Here is a 15,270-nt window from a genome sequence, read left to right as displayed (position 1 = left end):
AGCGTGAGCGATTTACGGGGTGCGGTAGGGATTTGTTGCGTAGTCACGGGCTATTCTTCAAGATTGGAAAAAGCGAAATGGTACACGGGTCCGCGGCCCGCGCATGTCGAATAGCGCAAACCGCCGTGCATTAGCTGCCATTATCGCTGCTCGATTGCCTTAAATTCCCTACCGTCCGGAGATGGATTAATTCCCCCCGGAGAGGAAAGTTTAGCTCTTCGCCAACGGGCTGCCGCGGCGCGAATCCCAGAAGCGGATCACGGCCGTGTCGCCCGTGCCGGCGCCCACCACTTGATCCGGCGCGCCGTTCTCGCGCAGCAACGCGCGCAAATCGTTGATGACCGGAAACACCTCGTGATTCCAATCCGCGCCTTGCGAATCGTGGGCCCGCTGTTCGGCTTCGACGATCTCGCGGTCTTCCTTGAAAATGCGCTCGGTGAACCACACCAGCAGCGGCCATGCGAGATTCAACACGCCGGGAATGCCCGGTTTGCGAATCGACAGCAACCCGAACGTGCGGTTGGTGCGCTGCTCGCGATCGAGCGGCACGTAGATGATCCACAGATTCATTACCAGCGTCTGCTCGGACGTGCGGATCTGCAGCGTCTGATACGGATACTCGGTGCGGATCGTCATCACGTCTTTGTCGTTGTCGCCGCCGGTTTTACGGCTCTGGCCGAACACGATCGCTTCGCCGATCGGCTGCTGGCCGGCCATGCGCGCGAACGTGTAATCGACTTCGACCCATCCCTCGCCGCGCCGCCGGCCGAGCGAGCGCGCCCGCATCTGCCCCATCTGCTTGCGATGCAGAAACTGATGGTTCATGTCCATCAGGTTCTCGTGCATGAACGAGTAATGGCAATTCACCGGACGGCCGAAGCGGCGCGTCTTGTACTTCTTGTCCGAGACCGACGCGAGGTCGGGCAGCGGCCGTTGTTCGGCCAGCGCGGCATCGCCGGGGAAAACGAAAATCAGGCCTTCGATCTCGCGGCACGGATAAGAGCGCACGCCGTTCGGCAGACGCTCGCGGCCCAGGTACGGCACGTCGATGCACTTGCCCGAGCAGTCGTAAGTCCAGCCGTGGTAGCCGCAGCGGATCGATTCGCCATCCACCACGCCCTGATGCAACGGCACCTGACGATGCGCGCAGCGGTCCTCCAGCGCGAACACCTTGCCCGATTCCGTGCGCGCCAGCACGATCGGGTCGCCCGCGAACGTCACACCATGCGTCTTGCCCCGCTTCACCTCGTGCGACCACGCCAGCGGATACCAGTGGTCAGGGTGAATACCGACGCGGCGCAGATCGCGCACCGGTGCGTCGTTGGCGGCCTGGCCCGGCGCGTGAGCCGGTTTCTGCGATGCGGCCTGGGCAGGCGACGCATCGACGGTTACATCGACGGTGTCTTGTTCTAGCGGGGGAACAGCATGCATAGGTGGCTCTCCGTGCACGGGCGGATAGAAGGTAGCCGCCCGGCAAATCGCGGGCGGCATCGTCGCCAGTCTACTAGAACCCGACGCCGTATGGGTTCGGGGACCGCGCAGCGGCCCGCGGCGACGCCTGCCCGCGCAAGCGCGCCGCCCGGCTCCCCATGCCTTCCTGAAGAGACGACGCGCCGCGTCAGCTTTCGTCGTGCGCCACCAGCCCCGAGCGGCGCTGCACGCCCCACGACCGACCGCCGCGCAGGAAATGCAGCCAGCCGAGCGCCGCACCCACGTGCCGCACCAGCTGAAACGTGAACGGCTCGGCGACCGCCGCGAGCATCGCCATCCATAAACTGGAGCCGGTGCGCTCGCCAGTCCAGCGCCGGTACAGATGGATGCTCCACAGATAGAACGCGAGGTCGATCGCCGTTTTCAGACCGATTACGCTGAAGATCGATACGACGATCGCGCCATGTCCGCCGAACACAAAGGCGAGCAGCAGCGCGAACGCGGTGAGGCCGTAGATCGGCTGCATGGTGTCGATCGCCTTGACCGGCAGCATCAGCATGCCGAGCGTGCCGTAGCGCGGATTGCCGGTCATGTCGCGGTTCCAGTACTGCGTCTGCAGGAAGCCCGCGAACCAGCGGCGGCGTTGACGCAGAAAGCTCGCGAGGTTGTCCGGCGCGTCGGTGCGGGCACGCGCGTCGCCGACCACGCGCACGTCCCAGCCGAGGTCATGGTCGACCGAATAGCGGCGCAGCCGGTGAATCAGCTCGTAGTCTTCGACGAGACATTGCGGATCGAAGCCGCCCACGTCGACCAGCGCGTCGCGCTTGAACGACGCGAAAGCGCCCGAGATCAGCAGCAGACTGTCCGCACGCATCCACGCGAAACGGGCGATGAAGTTGCGCATGTACTCGTAAGTCTGGAACCACTCGAATACGCGCCCCGACGCCGACCTGCCGCACACCGGCACCAGAATGCCGGCTGCGGCGACCAGCTTCGGCTCGCTCGCGAAAGCGGCGCGCATGGCGTAGGTGGCGTCGTCGTCGAGCAGGGTGTCGGCGTCGACCGTCATGACGGTTTCCGTGGTCATCACGGTGATCGCGGCATTCAGCGCGCGAGCCTTGCCGCCGTGCGGCACGCGCAGCCAGAACAGATTCGGATACAGCGCGCTCGGCGCGCTCAGCACGCCGTCGGCGGCCGCGGTGAGGCCGAAGCGTTCGGTGAGCAGTTCGCGCGTCGCGTCGGTGGAACCGTCGTCGGCAATGACGATTTGCGCCGGACCATGCGTTTGCCGCAGCAGCGCGGCGAGCGTTACCGGCAGCACCGTCGCTTCGTTATGCGACGCGACGATCACACCCATGCTCGGCAAACTGCGCCGTTCGAAGTCCGGTTCGAGCGGCGGCGCACGCCGCATCAACGGCAGTGTTTTCCACGTGACGAACGCCAGCAGCAAGGTGTCGTACACCACGTAGGCGATACCCGTCGACCATGCCAGCGCGCCCTGCAGAAAGAAGGCGCGCGCGAACAGCAGCACCCACACGACGACGACACTCAGATGAATCAGCGTGCTCAACGGCGTCGTGCGACGCGGCACGATGCGCGGCGAAGCGAGAGCGAGGGCCTGTTCCAGGGTTTTCTTCAAAATGACTGCCGGGTTAGTCGATGTTGCGGTTGATAGGTGAAGGCTGCGCTCACGGCACCATGCGCTTGAGAACCGATTTGCGATCGATCCACTGATGCTTCAACGCGCCGCCGATATGCATGGCCAGCAGCGCATAGAGCGCATAGCCGAGCCATGTATGCAAGGCGCCGAAACGGTCGTGCAAGGTCTCCTTGAGCGCCGGATCGAGGTTCATCACGTAGCCGATACGCGGCCATGGAAACAGATTGAACAGGTGCATGGGGTGCGTCGCCGCGTCTTTCCATGCGGAATCGTGCAGCCAGCCCGACAGCGGCAGTGCAATCATCAGCAGGTAGAGCAGAAAATGCGCGACGTGCGCGGCAATCTTTTCCCACGACGGAAACTCGCGCGGCAACGGCGGCGGCTTGTGCGACACGCGCCACAAGATGCGCATGAGCGCGAGACCGAGCACCGTGATGCCGATCGACTTATGGGTGTCGACCACCGGGCGCACCCAGTCGTCCGGCAACGAATCCGCGCTCAGGCCGAGTACGACGTTGCCGATCATCAGCAGCGCGATGAGCCAATGCAGCACCATGGCCGTGCGGGTGTAGCGCGATGGCACGGGCGTGCCGGTCGAATCGGTCAAAGGGTCGGCGTGCGTGTTCATGTTTATTCCGTCCGCAGCGGCATGGCTGCGAAAGCTGTTTGAAAATCCGGCAATGCAGTAGCACATCCAGACGCGCCGCAGTATAGACAAACGCCCCAGTGTGACGCTTTATTCCGCCGGGTGCTTAAAACTATGTTTCAGATTATTTCCTGCGCGTGTTGAGCGGGAACGTTGCACCGCTAAATGTGCGGCGACTCATGCCGCGCCGCGACATCGGCGCTGCCGGCTCGGTGCATTCGCTGAGCGAGCCATTGGTTGCATTCGCATCCAGTCAGCGGCGATGCCAGGCGGGGCGGTTGCGGTAACGGGTGAACGACCAGTCTAGCGCTTGACGAACCGATAGTGCCCGACGCCCCATTCGCTGCCATGCGCGTAGCCGAACAGCTCGGCCACGGCCATATAGAACATGCGCCACCGTTGCAGCCACACTGCCGCATCGCGCGCGCAGTAAGTATCGGCGAGCATCGGCATCACCCGGTCACGCGCCGCGTCGAGCGCGGCAAGCCAATGATTCGCCGTGCGCTCGTAATGCGTGCCGCTCACCCACCATTGCCGCTCCGCGCGTAGATCGTCCTGGAAATTGAGCAGCAGCGCTTCCGACGGCATCGTGCCGCCGGTGAAGAAGTGCTTCGACATCCAGTCGCTGCCGTCCTCCACCTGGAAGTGATATGCAAGCGTGCGATGCGCGAAGATATGCACGAACAGCTTCGCGTCGTCGCGCATCCAGCGCGCGATTTTCGCGAGCAGCAGGCCATAGTTCTTCATATGCTCGAACATCTCGATCGACACCACGCGGTCGAAACCGCGGCCAAGCTGTGCATCGTCGAATTCGAAATCGACGATGTTGCCCGTCACCACGGAGAGGTTGTGCAAACCCGCCTGCGCGGCGCGCGCTTCGATGAACGCACGCTGCCCATGCGAGTTCGATAGCGCGACGATCCGCGCATTCGGATAACGCGCCGCCAGCCATAACGACAGCGAACCCCAGCCGCAACCGAGGTCGAGAATCCGCTGACCGTCGGCGAGTTCCGCGCGCTCGGCATAGCGTTCGAGCATGGCCGCTCCGGCTTGCGCGAGCGTCTCGTCACCGGTCGGATACAGGCAGCACGAGTACTTCAGATGCGGCCCGAGCTGCGCGTGAAAGAACGACGCCGGCACCTCGTAATGCTGCGAGTTGGCGGCTTGCGTTTCGATGGCGATCGGACTCGCACGCAACTCGTCGAGCAGACGGTTGAGCCGTTGCGCGCGCAATTCGCCGTTGTCGGCCGCTTCGTCGCGCAAACGCTGACGCATCAACTGACGCATGCCGAAGCGGATCACGCTGTCCGGCAGCCAGCCGCGTTCGCAGCTTCGAATGAGCCAGCCATCATTGGGCTCGGCAGGCGATGGCGGTAGGGTGTGGTCGGTGGTGGATAGGCTCATGAGGGCTGACTCCCTGTCGTTATTCTGGACTTTTTGAATGCGCGCGTGCGCCGTGGGCGCGTGTTCAACTCCGCGGCGGCCACGGAATCAGCGCGCTGGTGGTGCGCATGTATTCGGCGTAACCGGGGCGCCGTTTTGCCATGCTTTCTTCGAGCAGCGGAATGCCGGAAAGCTTCAGCAACAGGAACGCCATCAGCACTGGCGGCAACAGCGTGAACCACGCCCACGGCGTGCCGATCGACAACGCGATATAAGCCAGCCAATGCACGCATTCGAAGAAATAGTTCGGATGCCGCGAGTAACGCCACAAGCCGACGCGGCACACCGCGTCGCGATTGGCCGCATCGGCCTTGAAGCTTCGCAACTGGCGGTCGGCCATGGCTTCGCCAGCCACTGAGACGATCCACACCACGACGGCCAGCACGACCCAACCAATAGCGGGCGCCGTGCCGCGGCACGACGGCACGAGAAACGCGATCGACAGCAGCATCGAAATAACGACTTGCAACTGGAAAAACCAGAACATCCTGCTCGCCGCCTTGTCGCCCCATTCTTCTCGAAAGCGGTGATAGCGCGCGTCTTCGGGCTTGCCGGCGTTGCGTTTCCACAGATGCGTGCCCAGCCGCACGCCCCAGATCAAACCGCCGAGCGCGGTCAACGCGCGCGCGTCGGGGTCGCCGGTGCCGAGCACCGCGTAGAGCACCGCCACGAGGCCGAGCGAATACGCCCAGACGGGATCGACCATGCCGGCGTTTTCGCTCTTCAACTGCCACGCCCAGACCGCGCTGAAAATCGCGACGAGTCCGACCAGGGCAATCACGGCAGTGGCAAGTGGCGGCATGATTTCTTCGTTCAATGGCGATGCGGGTTATACGCTGCGGCGGTGGTACCGGATGCGCGCGGCGCGCCCGCTAGTCCTTGTCGCCCGGCGAGGCGAAGCCCGGCTTGCCCAACTGATCCGGCCGCTGCGGCACGCGCCTGAAACGCGACGTGTCGTAGCCCATCGCATCGAGCCGGGCAAGCAAGGCCCGATAAGTGTCGTCGCTCATGTCCGGCTCACGCGAAAAAATCCAGCCGAGGTTTTTGCCTGGGTAGCCGAGGATCGTGTAGCGATAGTCGGGGTCGACATAAAGCGTCAGTTGCGTCACGTGGATGGGCCAGAACAACTGCACGCTCCACTCGCCGCCGTCTTTGCCGGGCACGGGCGTGTCGAGAAACTGGTAGTGTTTTTCCTCGGCGTCGAAGCGCTTCTTGCGGGCGTAGTACGAGTCGTCGATCTTGCCGTCCGCCCGCAGTGTCCATTCGGCGCGGCTCGCCACCATGTCGCGCTCGGCGAAATATGGAATGTTCGCGATGATGTACCAGCGGCCCATGTAGCGCGGCAAGTCGACGGGCACGGTGGAAAGCGGTTCGCTCGCACGCGGGTTGGGATTGGGTGGATCGTTGGAACAGGCCGCGAGCGATAACAGCAGCACCGACGCCATAGCAGTGGCGGCGGCAGTGGCAATGGCATAGACAACTCGGCGCATGGCGGCGGCCTCGAACGTGTGGCGGCAATAAACGTATTACGTTCGACAGGGCTGTCTGGATGCGCGCAGCGCCCATGAGTCGACACGGCTGATTCGCGCCAGGGCACACAGCCACCCGCAAACGGTGCTCGCCGACAAGTTCGCGCACGCGCGACCGTTGCAGCGCTCTGGCCGTACGGGCGGTCACACCTGAACTGCACGCTTTAACAACGCTACTGACCGACCCGCTGCTCAGCACCGCTTTACGCCAGGCTTACAAGCGGCGCGAGCCGGTTAGCGTTATCGTGTCCGCAACGTCTGCTCCCACGTCAATTCCGTCATGTCGATCCGCTTCAACGCCCCATTCATCGCCTTGCTTGCCGCCGCCCTCTTCGGCGCGACGACACCGGTCGCCAAAGCGCTGCTCGGCTCGCTCTCGCCGTTCCTGCTTGCCGGCCTGTTCTACCTCGGCAGCGGCTGCGGCCTTGCCGCGGTGATGCTCGCGCGCCGGCTAAAAGGCGGCGGCGGACAGCCGACCGGCCACAGCCCTTTCCCGTTCCGCGAAATCCCTTGGCTGGCCGGCGCGATCGCGGCCGGCGGCGTCGCAGGACCTGCTTTATTGATGCTGGGTTTGCAAACGACACCGGCCGCCACCGGTTCGCTGCTGCTGAATCTGGAAGGCGTATTCACCGCGCTGATCGCGTGGATCGTGTTTCGCGAGAACGTCGACGTGCAGGTGTTCCTCGGCATGGCCGCGATTGTCGCGGGCGGCGTGGCGCTGTCCTGGCATCCAGGCGCGACGGGATTGCCGCCGGGCACGCTGCTGCTGGCCGGCGCCTGCGCGTGCTGGGCCGTGGACAACAATCTCACGCGCAAGGTGTCGGCGCACGACGCGATGTTCATTGCCTGCATAAAAGGACTGGTGGCCGGTGCGGTCAATGTGGCGCTCGCGCTCACCCTCGGCGCCGCATGGCCGAAGCTCTCGACGGTCGCGCTCGCCATGCTCACCGGCTTTGCCGGCTACGGCGTGAGCCTGGTGCTGTTCGTGGTCGCGCTGCGCAATCTCGGGACCGCGCGGACCGGCGCTTATTTCTCGGTTGCGCCGCTATTCGGCGTGACCCTGTCATGGCTGCTATGGCCGGAACTGCCGCAGCCGCTCTTCTGGGTCGCCGCCGCGTTGATGACGCTCGGCGTGTGGCTGCACATTCGCGAACGTCATGAACATCCGCACACGCACGATCCGCTCGAGCACTCGCATCGTCACCGGCACGACGCGCATCACCAGCACGAGCATGATTTCGCGTGGGACGGCGACGAGCCGCATACCCATCCGCACCGCCATGCACCCATGACGCACGCGCATGCGCATTTCCCGGACATCCATCACCGGCACACGCATTGATTTTTGGCTCGGCCACGCTGCGCGGGCATTCGCTGCATCGCAAGACAAAAATCTTTCTGAAAAAAAATCAGCCGATAGGTCGATTCAATTGGCATCGCCGCGCATCGCATCCTGTAATGAAACTCCTGTCGTACACGTGTCACCGTTTAACCCGCCTGCACCTTTGGAGAGATCTATGTCGCAGCCCGAGCCCAATGTAGACGAATTAATGAAAAGCATCGCCGAGGAAACGGACACGCCGACGGAAACCGTTTCGAAGATGTACGCAGATACCTTGGCCAGCTATCGGCACGACGCGCGTGTATTCGACTACGTGCCGCTCTTTGCCGCGAAAAAAGTACGCAACCAGCTTCGCGACAATTCGAATCGCAAACACTGATACGGCGGCGCGCGGAGACCACCGCCTGCTGAATCGCTTATTCGCCTCGACCGACCCGCGCGAAAATTCACATAACGCGCACTGAATTTTTTCCCGCTGATAGACTCTGGCCCAGAACCATCGACTCGGGGGAGTTGGCATGCGGGTAACAATCGTAGGTGCGGGCATCGCCGGTTTGAGCACAGCGTGGTCGCTCTCGAAACAGGGACATGACATCACATTAATCGAGCAGGGCTCGATTCCAAACCCGCTCGCCGCGTCGGGCGACCGGCATCGCATGATTCGTCGCGCATACGGCGATGCAGACGGTTATGCGCGAAACATCGAAGAGGCGTTCGATAGCTGGGACCTGCTATGGAACGATCTCGGCGTGTCCCATTACGCAAATTGCGGAGTGCTCGGCATTTCGCAATTCGCAGGCGATGGCGCCGAACAGTTCCGCACCGGCCTCGACCGGATGGGATTCGAGTACGAACGGCTCGAACCGCTCGAGGCTGCGGCGCGCTATCCGTTTCTCGACCCGGTCACGTTTCGTTACGCTTACCTCGATCACGACGGCGGCGCACTATTCAGCGAACGCATTGCGCGCGACATGAAAGCGTGGCTCAAGATGCGCGGCGCCGACATTCGCCTACACACCAAGGTGCACGCGGTCGATCCGAAGACCGCTTCCGTGCGACTCGAGAATGACGAGATCGTGCGCGCCGACCGCCTCGTGGTCACCGCGGGCGCGTGGACGCCGCAACTGTTTCCCGCGCTTGCCGAAAACCTCATGACGTATCGCAACACCGTCGCTTATCTCGAGCCGCCTGCGGATCTGGAAGACGCATGGTCGAAGGCGCCCGCGATCGTCGACATCGGCGGCGCGAGCGACGGCTATGTACTGCCGCCGCTCGACGGCATTGGTCTGAAGTTTGGCGCCGGCATCAATAAATCGCTCACGCCGGATCCCGAGGCGAATCGCGTCGCGGCGCCCGGTGAGGGCGACCGTTTGCGGCGGCTGTTTTCGCCGCCGTTCAGCCGGATCGACGAATATACGGTATCCGAAGTAAAAACGTGCGCGTACACGTTCACGGCGGATAAGCGGTTCTTTTCGAAGCGCATCGGCAACACGTTGGTCGTATCGGCTTGCTCCGGACACGGCTACAAATTCGGCGCAGCGGTCGGGCGGCGAATCGCGGAGACGCTGGAGACCGACGACGACGCCACGCTCACGCGCTGGCTCAGAGCCGAGACGGTCTGAACGGTTGCTTTTACTCGTACGTAACGATGGTTGACGCCAACGCATTGTTTATCCCGCAGCAGGACAGCATCGACGAAACCGCGATGACGCTTGCCGCGCTCGCCTGCATCGACGGCTTTACCGCCTGCTTCAACGCACGCGATCTCGACGGCATGGACGCGCATTTGCACTTTCCGCACGTCATTCTTTCGGGCGAACAACTGGTGATCTGGGAACGGCCGGGCCAATTGCCCGCCAGCTTCTTCGACGATCTGACGCGCGATACCGGCTGGCATCACACTGCGTATCAGGAAAAGCACGCGGTGCTGGTGAGCCCGCGCAAAGTGCACCTGCGTGTGGTGTATTCGCGCAATCGCGCAGACGGTTCGATCATCACGCTGCATCGCAATGTGTGGATCGTGACGTGGCAGGACGGGCGCTGGGGTATCAAGCAGCGGTCGTACTGAGTGCGGTTTGCTATCCATTTGCGTAGGGGCTGCCGCGGCACCGCGCTCCACATTCGACATCAACAGCCCATCGTCCACGCGTGGCTCCATATTCCGGCCGTACTGTGGAGCTAACAATGGTGCATCGAATTTCTTATGCTGACGGATTGGCAGTCTTCGACTCAACAAGGAACCGCACATGTCCGATCCGATTCAGATCCGCCCCGTCGTCCCCGGCGACTTCGACGCATGGCTGCCGCTCTGGGACGCTTACAACGCGTTCTACGGCCGCTCGGGCGAAACCGCGTTGCCGCGCGAGATCACGCAAATTACGTGGGAACGTTTCTTCGATGGCTACGAGCCGATGCATGCGATGGTCGCCGAACGCGACGGCCAGTTGCTCGGCCTCGTGCATTTCCTGTATCACCGTCACACGACGATGAAAGGACCGACCTGCTATCTGCAAGACCTGTACACGCTCGACAGCGAGCGCGGCAAGGGCGTCGGCCGCGCGTTGATCGAAGCGGTATATGAGCGCGCCAAAGCCGATGGTTCGCTCCGCGTTTACTGGCAGACCCACGAAACGAATCAGACGGCGATGAAGCTCTACGACAAGGTTGCGGACCGCTCAGGCTTCGTGGTGTATCGCAAAGCGTTGTGATGCCGCGCAGCGAGCTTGCGTAGCACGCTTGCCGCTCGTTTTGCCGTGCCGCGCGCCCCACGCGGCGCGTCGCCCACTTATCTCCGACCTTCACGCGGCCACCATGCGCCGCGCATTGTCCAGTTCGATTGTCGCCGCCTTCCAGACCCGCGCCGCTCAAGTTTTGCGCGCGGTCTGCCGTTATCGCCATTGGACGGAGCTACACCCGGCTCCATGCGGTTCATCGGCGAAAACCTGGGCGATCTCCTCATGGAGGGGCGCAAACGAATCGGACACTGTACATGCCTTCGATCATCGGCATCGATCTTGGAACCACCCATAGTCTCGTGGCAATCTGGCGCGACGACCGCGCCGTGCTCATTCCGAACGCGCTAGGCGAGACGCTCACGCCCTCGTGCGTCTCCATCGACGACGATGGCTCGATTCTCGTCGGCAGACCCGCTCATGACCGCTTGCATACGCATCCCGAGCGCACCGCCGCCAACTTCAAGCGCTATATGGGCACGAGTCGCACCGTGCCGCTCGGCACGCAAACGCTGCGTCCCGAAGAGTTGTCCTCGCTGGTGCTCAAGTCGTTGAAGGCCGATGCCGAAGCCTTTCTCGGCGCAACGATCAGCGACGCCGTGATCGCCGTACCCGCTTATTTCAGCGACGCGCAACGCAAAGCCACGCGCATCGCCGGCGAACTCGCCGGCCTGAATGTACTGCGCCTCGTCAACGAACCGACCGCCGCCTCGCTTGCGTATGGCGTGCATCAACGCGATAGCGAGCGCAAGTTTCTGATCTTCGATCTGGGCGGCGGCACCTTCGACGTCTCCGTGCTCGACTTCTTCGAAGGCGTGATGGAAGTGCGCGCCAGCACCGGCGACAATTTTCTGGGCGGCGAAGACTTCACCGATGCATTGGTCGAGTTGTTCTGCCAGCGCAACGGCCTCAAGCTCCAATCACTCGCGCCAATTGCCGCGCAACGGCTGCATCAACAGGCCGAACGTGCGAAACGTCAGCTGACGCAGAACGGCGTCGGCAATGTCACGCTTGAACTTTCAATCGGCGACCGTGAGCACGCGCTCGAACTCGATGCGGCCGCCGCGGAGCGCACTTGCGAGCATTTGCTGCAGCGACTGCGCAAACCGGTGGAACGCGCATTGCGCGATTCGAAAATCGCCGTCGCCGCGCTCGATGAAATCATCCTGGTCGGCGGTGCGTCGCGTATGCCGATGGTCCGCAAGCTGGTCTCGAAGATGTTCGGCCGCCTGCCCGCCGGACATCTGAATCCGGACGAAGTGGTCGCGCTCGGCGCGGCGGTACAGGCCGGGCTTGTCGGACGCGACGCCGGACTCGACGAAATGGTGTTGACCGATGTCGCGCCCTACAGCCTCGGCATCGACACGGCCATGCAGGTCGGCCCTGCTCAGTTCGTGCCGGGTCACTTTCTGCCGATCATCGAACGCAACACGATCGTGCCGGTGAGCCGTATGCAGCGCATTTTCACGGTGCGCGACCGTCAGCAGATGCTCAGCATCAAGGTGTTTCAGGGCGAAGCGCGCTTGACCGCGGATAACGTCGCGCTGGGCGAATTCACGCTCGAGGTGCCGCTCAAAGCAGCGGGCGAAGCTGGCGCGGATGTGCGTTTCACCTACGACATCAACGGTGTGCTGGAAGTCGAAGCCACTGCGTTTCCGGGCGGCGTAAAGCGCGCGATGGTGATCGAAGAAAACCCCGGCGTGATGACGCCGGAAGAAATCCGCCAGCGTCTCGCGGCGTTGAGCACGCTGAAGATTCACCCACGCGATCAACTCGAGAACCGGACGCTGTTGACGCGCGCCGACCGCGTCTATGAAGAAACACTCGGCGACCATCGGCAATATCTGGCGGCGCATATCGCTCGCTTCCAGGCGCTGATCGAGCGCCAGAATACCGATGAAATCGCGCAGGCGCGCGGTGAACTCAGCGCGCTGCTGGATCGCTTCGATGTACACGTGACTTACTGAGCGGCCATGAATACGATCTCGAACAATCAATGGCCCTGGGACGTGCTCGGCATCGAGTCTAGTGCCGATGAGCGCGCGGTGCGTCGCGCTTATGCACGGCTGTTGAAACAACAACGTCCGGATGAAGATGCTGAAGCATTTCAGCGTCTGCGGTACGCGTATGAATCCGCGTTGCAGATGGCGAGCGGTGCAGTCGCGAAGGCAGCAATAGCGGAGCCGACAGCGAACATCTCCGGCGCTGAACCTGCGGTTTCGATTGCAAACACGGGGGAGCCCGCAACCGGGCCGGCGACGTCCCACGTGACGGTCGACGCTTCGGAAGTCGAAGCCGCTACCCCCGAACCCGACGCCTTTGAAACCGCCGTCCAACTCTGGCACAACTTCATCGCGCACGCGGACGATCTCAAGTCGCGCCGTTCGCTGCAGGACTTGTTCGCCGCCGTCGTCAACATTGCGACGCGCGACGAACTCGAATGGCAGGCGCTGTGTCATTGTCTGAACGAGGACACGCCCGCCGCGCTGCGCATGAACCTGAGCGCAGTGCTCTGCTGGCGGGACAACTCGACGCATTTGCGGCGTCGCAACGCGGCCATCGCCATGCTCGCCTTGAATCGCGTGTTCGCCGATGAAGACTACGACGCGCTGCGCCTGCGCTTCACGAACGCAATGGCATTGCTTGAAGGTCCGCTGCCGCAAATGACGGCCGGCGCGCGTGCATTGCTTCGGGCCGGCGCGCGTGCCGAGATGGAGCAGTTGTTGACTGCTCTCGGCCGCTACCATCCGAATGTCGTACGGCTGCGGCTCGATGCCGAGAAAGTCGATTTCTGGGGACGTTGCCTCAAATTCCGCATCGGCGCGGGCCGTCTGTTTGGTCCGGCGCTCGCGTTGAACGCGTGGTGCGGCTTGCTGTTCGCCGACGCGTCGCTGAACCCCAACGGCAACCGGTGGTTCGATCAGTGGTCGCCCGCTCAGCTGGGCATTTTTCTGTCGACGCTAATGCTCGCCTTGCTCACGGTCGCCGCCACGACCGTGCTGCTGTCCGAGCCGCAGCAACAGCGGCTGCGGGCGTTGCGCTCGATCGGCTGGCTGCGGTATGGCTGGATTCCGGTGTGGCTTGGCGCGACCGCCTTTGCATTGTGCGAGGACGGCAGCGGCCGTTTGACATCAATGGCGATGGCCACGTTGGGCGTGTGCACGATCTGGGCCGCGTTGATTCACGGCTGGCCGCCCGTCAAGGAACTCGCGATACTGGCCGCATTCAGCGCGACGGCGTTGGGTTTCGCGGGCCATTGGATCGCGATGGATCCGCGTGCGTGGCCGATGCCTTATGCGCACGGTGTGCTGTTCGCGTTCTTCATTTCGTTTTCGCAAGCGGAATGGCGCGGATGGATCGCGCGGCAGCCGCGGTTGTTTTGGGCTTGCGTGCCTTTGTGGTTCGCTGGATTCGTAGCGTTGATCGTGCTGCTGTTGCAACAGGACGTGCGTGCGACGCAGTTCGCGTGGGCGTTGTTTGCGGTGATGGCGGCCACGGGCGGCGTGCTGGCGACGACGCGTTGGAATGATTTGCGCAATGCGATACCGGCGTTTTTTCGTGGGTATGCGAACCTCGTGTGGATGGCGCTGGCGATTTATAAGCCGGATATCATCGCTTGTGTGAGTGCGGGGTTGATGAGTATCTGGGTTATTGAGGGGGTCAGGCAGCGGCGGGTGGGGTAGGCCGCCTTCGGTACGCTCGGCCTCGTTCGCGCAACGTACTTGGGCAAGACCATCTTTGATACCTGTGAATCGCAGAAAAAAGCAGGGAAATGTGATGCGATAAGCGAAGCGCGGGCAGGAAGTGCAGTTCAAGCATACGCATTCGCATCGCCAATCGGGTCTTTGGTGATGAACCGCCCGGTTTGCGGCCTATTGCAGCGGTTCCGATAGTAAACAAACGTACTTTGGCGGTCCTACGCAGATCATAAGCCCGAGGTTACGTCGTAATTAAAGCGACTGGCGCGCAGTACGGCTCAATTCGAGTAATCTCGGCAGACGCACACGCGAGGAAAACGCTAGCACCACTACTAGGCTCAAGTTCGAAGAGCAGTAGCTCATCGTCTGTCCTCGTGAAACAAGCGTCGTACACCCAGTTGTCTTGAACGAAGGCATCAATGGATATGTCCGCAATCTTTACCTCACGCAGAGTCAGCGTAATGACGCAGTCCGGTCCAGGCGCGACCCAGTTTGGATCATCCTGCCCCCAGTGCCGCAATTCGACGGCGACGTCCACCACTCCGGAGCCACGTTTTCCGTGCTCCATCTTGATAGACAGCACTTGCGCGTCATGGAAAGCCGGCCAGTATCCATACACCTTCTTCAGCAAGATAGAGTTGCCTACCTCGCCCCATCCGTAGTCATCTGCTTCGCCCATCATGTAGCCTCGTACTGCAAGAAGTCTGGACACGTTCAATCATCAAGCATTGCGATCGGTCACGAGGACCTTCGCGCGAGGGCGTCGACGGCATCGATCACGCCGACGCC

The 15,270-nt window shown here is 62.5% G+C and carries 14 protein-coding genes; 7 read left to right on the top strand and 7 right to left on the bottom strand.

Features of this window, described 5'->3' with window-relative positions; all coding sequences use genetic code 11:
• Nucleotides 1-210 precede the first annotated feature (210 nt).
• The 6 genes from B0G81_RS02950 to B0G81_RS02925 form a co-directional block, all read right to left on the bottom strand.
• The gene (locus B0G81_RS02950; RefSeq protein ID WP_134133466.1) at nucleotides 211-1,431 is read right to left on the bottom strand and encodes an aromatic ring-hydroxylating dioxygenase subunit alpha; all 1,221 of its coding nucleotides are present in this window, start codon (nucleotides 1,429-1,431) and stop codon (nucleotides 211-213) included.
• A gap of 187 nt (nucleotides 1,432-1,618) precedes the next feature.
• Nucleotides 1,619-3,070, bottom strand: a complete 1,452-nt coding sequence (locus B0G81_RS02945; protein WP_134133465.1) for a glycosyltransferase — start codon at nucleotides 3,068-3,070, stop codon at nucleotides 1,619-1,621.
• Between the two features lie 49 nt (nucleotides 3,071-3,119).
• Nucleotides 3,120-3,719 (bottom strand): cytochrome b, encoded by a 600-nt coding sequence (locus B0G81_RS02940; protein ID WP_134133464.1) that lies wholly within the window; start codon nucleotides 3,717-3,719, stop codon nucleotides 3,120-3,122.
• A 321-nt stretch (nucleotides 3,720-4,040) separates the two neighbouring features.
• Nucleotides 4,041-5,141: a cyclopropane-fatty-acyl-phospholipid synthase family protein gene (locus B0G81_RS02935; protein ID WP_134133463.1), complete on the bottom strand. Its 1,101-nt coding sequence runs from the start codon at nucleotides 5,139-5,141 to the stop codon at nucleotides 4,041-4,043.
• Between the two features lie 64 nt (nucleotides 5,142-5,205).
• Nucleotides 5,206-5,982: a DUF1295 domain-containing protein gene (locus tag B0G81_RS02930; protein WP_134133462.1), complete on the bottom strand. Its 777-nt coding sequence runs from the start codon at nucleotides 5,980-5,982 to the stop codon at nucleotides 5,206-5,208.
• A gap of 70 nt (nucleotides 5,983-6,052) precedes the next feature.
• Nucleotides 6,053-6,625, bottom strand: coding sequence for a lipocalin family protein (locus B0G81_RS02925; RefSeq protein ID WP_243856741.1), 573 nt, complete (start codon nucleotides 6,623-6,625; stop codon nucleotides 6,053-6,055).
• A gap of 364 nt (nucleotides 6,626-6,989) precedes the next feature.
• Here B0G81_RS02925 and B0G81_RS02920 point away from each other — a divergent pair, with 364 nt between their 5' ends.
• The 7 genes from B0G81_RS02920 to B0G81_RS02890 all read left to right on the top strand — a co-directional run bounded on the left by B0G81_RS02920 (nucleotide 6,990) and on the right by B0G81_RS02890 (nucleotide 14,466).
• Complete coding sequence (locus B0G81_RS02920; RefSeq protein ID WP_134133460.1) at nucleotides 6,990-8,051, top strand: DMT family transporter; 1,062 nt, start codon at nucleotides 6,990-6,992, stop codon at nucleotides 8,049-8,051.
• A gap of 175 nt (nucleotides 8,052-8,226) precedes the next feature.
• On the top strand, nucleotides 8,227-8,430 hold the full coding sequence (locus tag B0G81_RS02915; protein WP_134142974.1) for a DUF3562 domain-containing protein: 204 nt from the start codon (nucleotides 8,227-8,229) through the stop codon (nucleotides 8,428-8,430).
• Nucleotides 8,431-8,569: 139 nt separating this feature from the next.
• Nucleotides 8,570-9,673, top strand: coding sequence for an FAD-dependent oxidoreductase (locus B0G81_RS02910; RefSeq protein ID WP_134133459.1), 1,104 nt, complete (start codon nucleotides 8,570-8,572; stop codon nucleotides 9,671-9,673).
• Between the two features lie 26 nt (nucleotides 9,674-9,699).
• Nucleotides 9,700-10,119 carry a hypothetical protein gene (locus tag B0G81_RS02905; protein WP_134133458.1) on the top strand — a complete coding sequence of 140 codons (420 nt, stop codon included), beginning with the start codon at nucleotides 9,700-9,702 and terminating at the stop codon, nucleotides 10,117-10,119.
• A gap of 178 nt (nucleotides 10,120-10,297) precedes the next feature.
• Entirely contained in the window at nucleotides 10,298-10,759 is a 462-nt protein-coding gene (locus tag B0G81_RS02900; RefSeq protein WP_134133457.1) for a GNAT family N-acetyltransferase, read from the top strand.
• Between the two features lie 281 nt (nucleotides 10,760-11,040).
• Nucleotides 11,041-12,750, top strand: coding sequence for a molecular chaperone HscC (locus tag B0G81_RS02895; RefSeq protein WP_134133456.1), 1,710 nt, complete (start codon nucleotides 11,041-11,043; stop codon nucleotides 12,748-12,750).
• A 6-nt stretch (nucleotides 12,751-12,756) separates the two neighbouring features.
• Nucleotides 12,757-14,466 carry a J domain-containing protein gene (locus B0G81_RS02890; protein ID WP_134133454.1) on the top strand — a complete coding sequence of 570 codons (1,710 nt, stop codon included), beginning with the start codon at nucleotides 12,757-12,759 and terminating at the stop codon, nucleotides 14,464-14,466.
• Nucleotides 14,467-14,722: 256 nt separating this feature from the next.
• On the opposite strand, the gene B0G81_RS02885 is transcribed toward B0G81_RS02890, so the two are convergent.
• Entirely contained in the window at nucleotides 14,723-15,163 is a 441-nt protein-coding gene (locus B0G81_RS02885; RefSeq protein WP_106279096.1) for an Imm50 family immunity protein, read from the bottom strand.
• Between the last annotated feature and the right edge of the window lie 107 nt (nucleotides 15,164-15,270).

This window comes from Paraburkholderia sp. BL6665CI2N2 (assembly GCF_004366535.1).
Lineage (GTDB): Bacteria > Pseudomonadota > Gammaproteobacteria > Burkholderiales > Burkholderiaceae > Paraburkholderia.
This window is presented reverse-complemented; position numbering and strand designations above follow the sequence as displayed.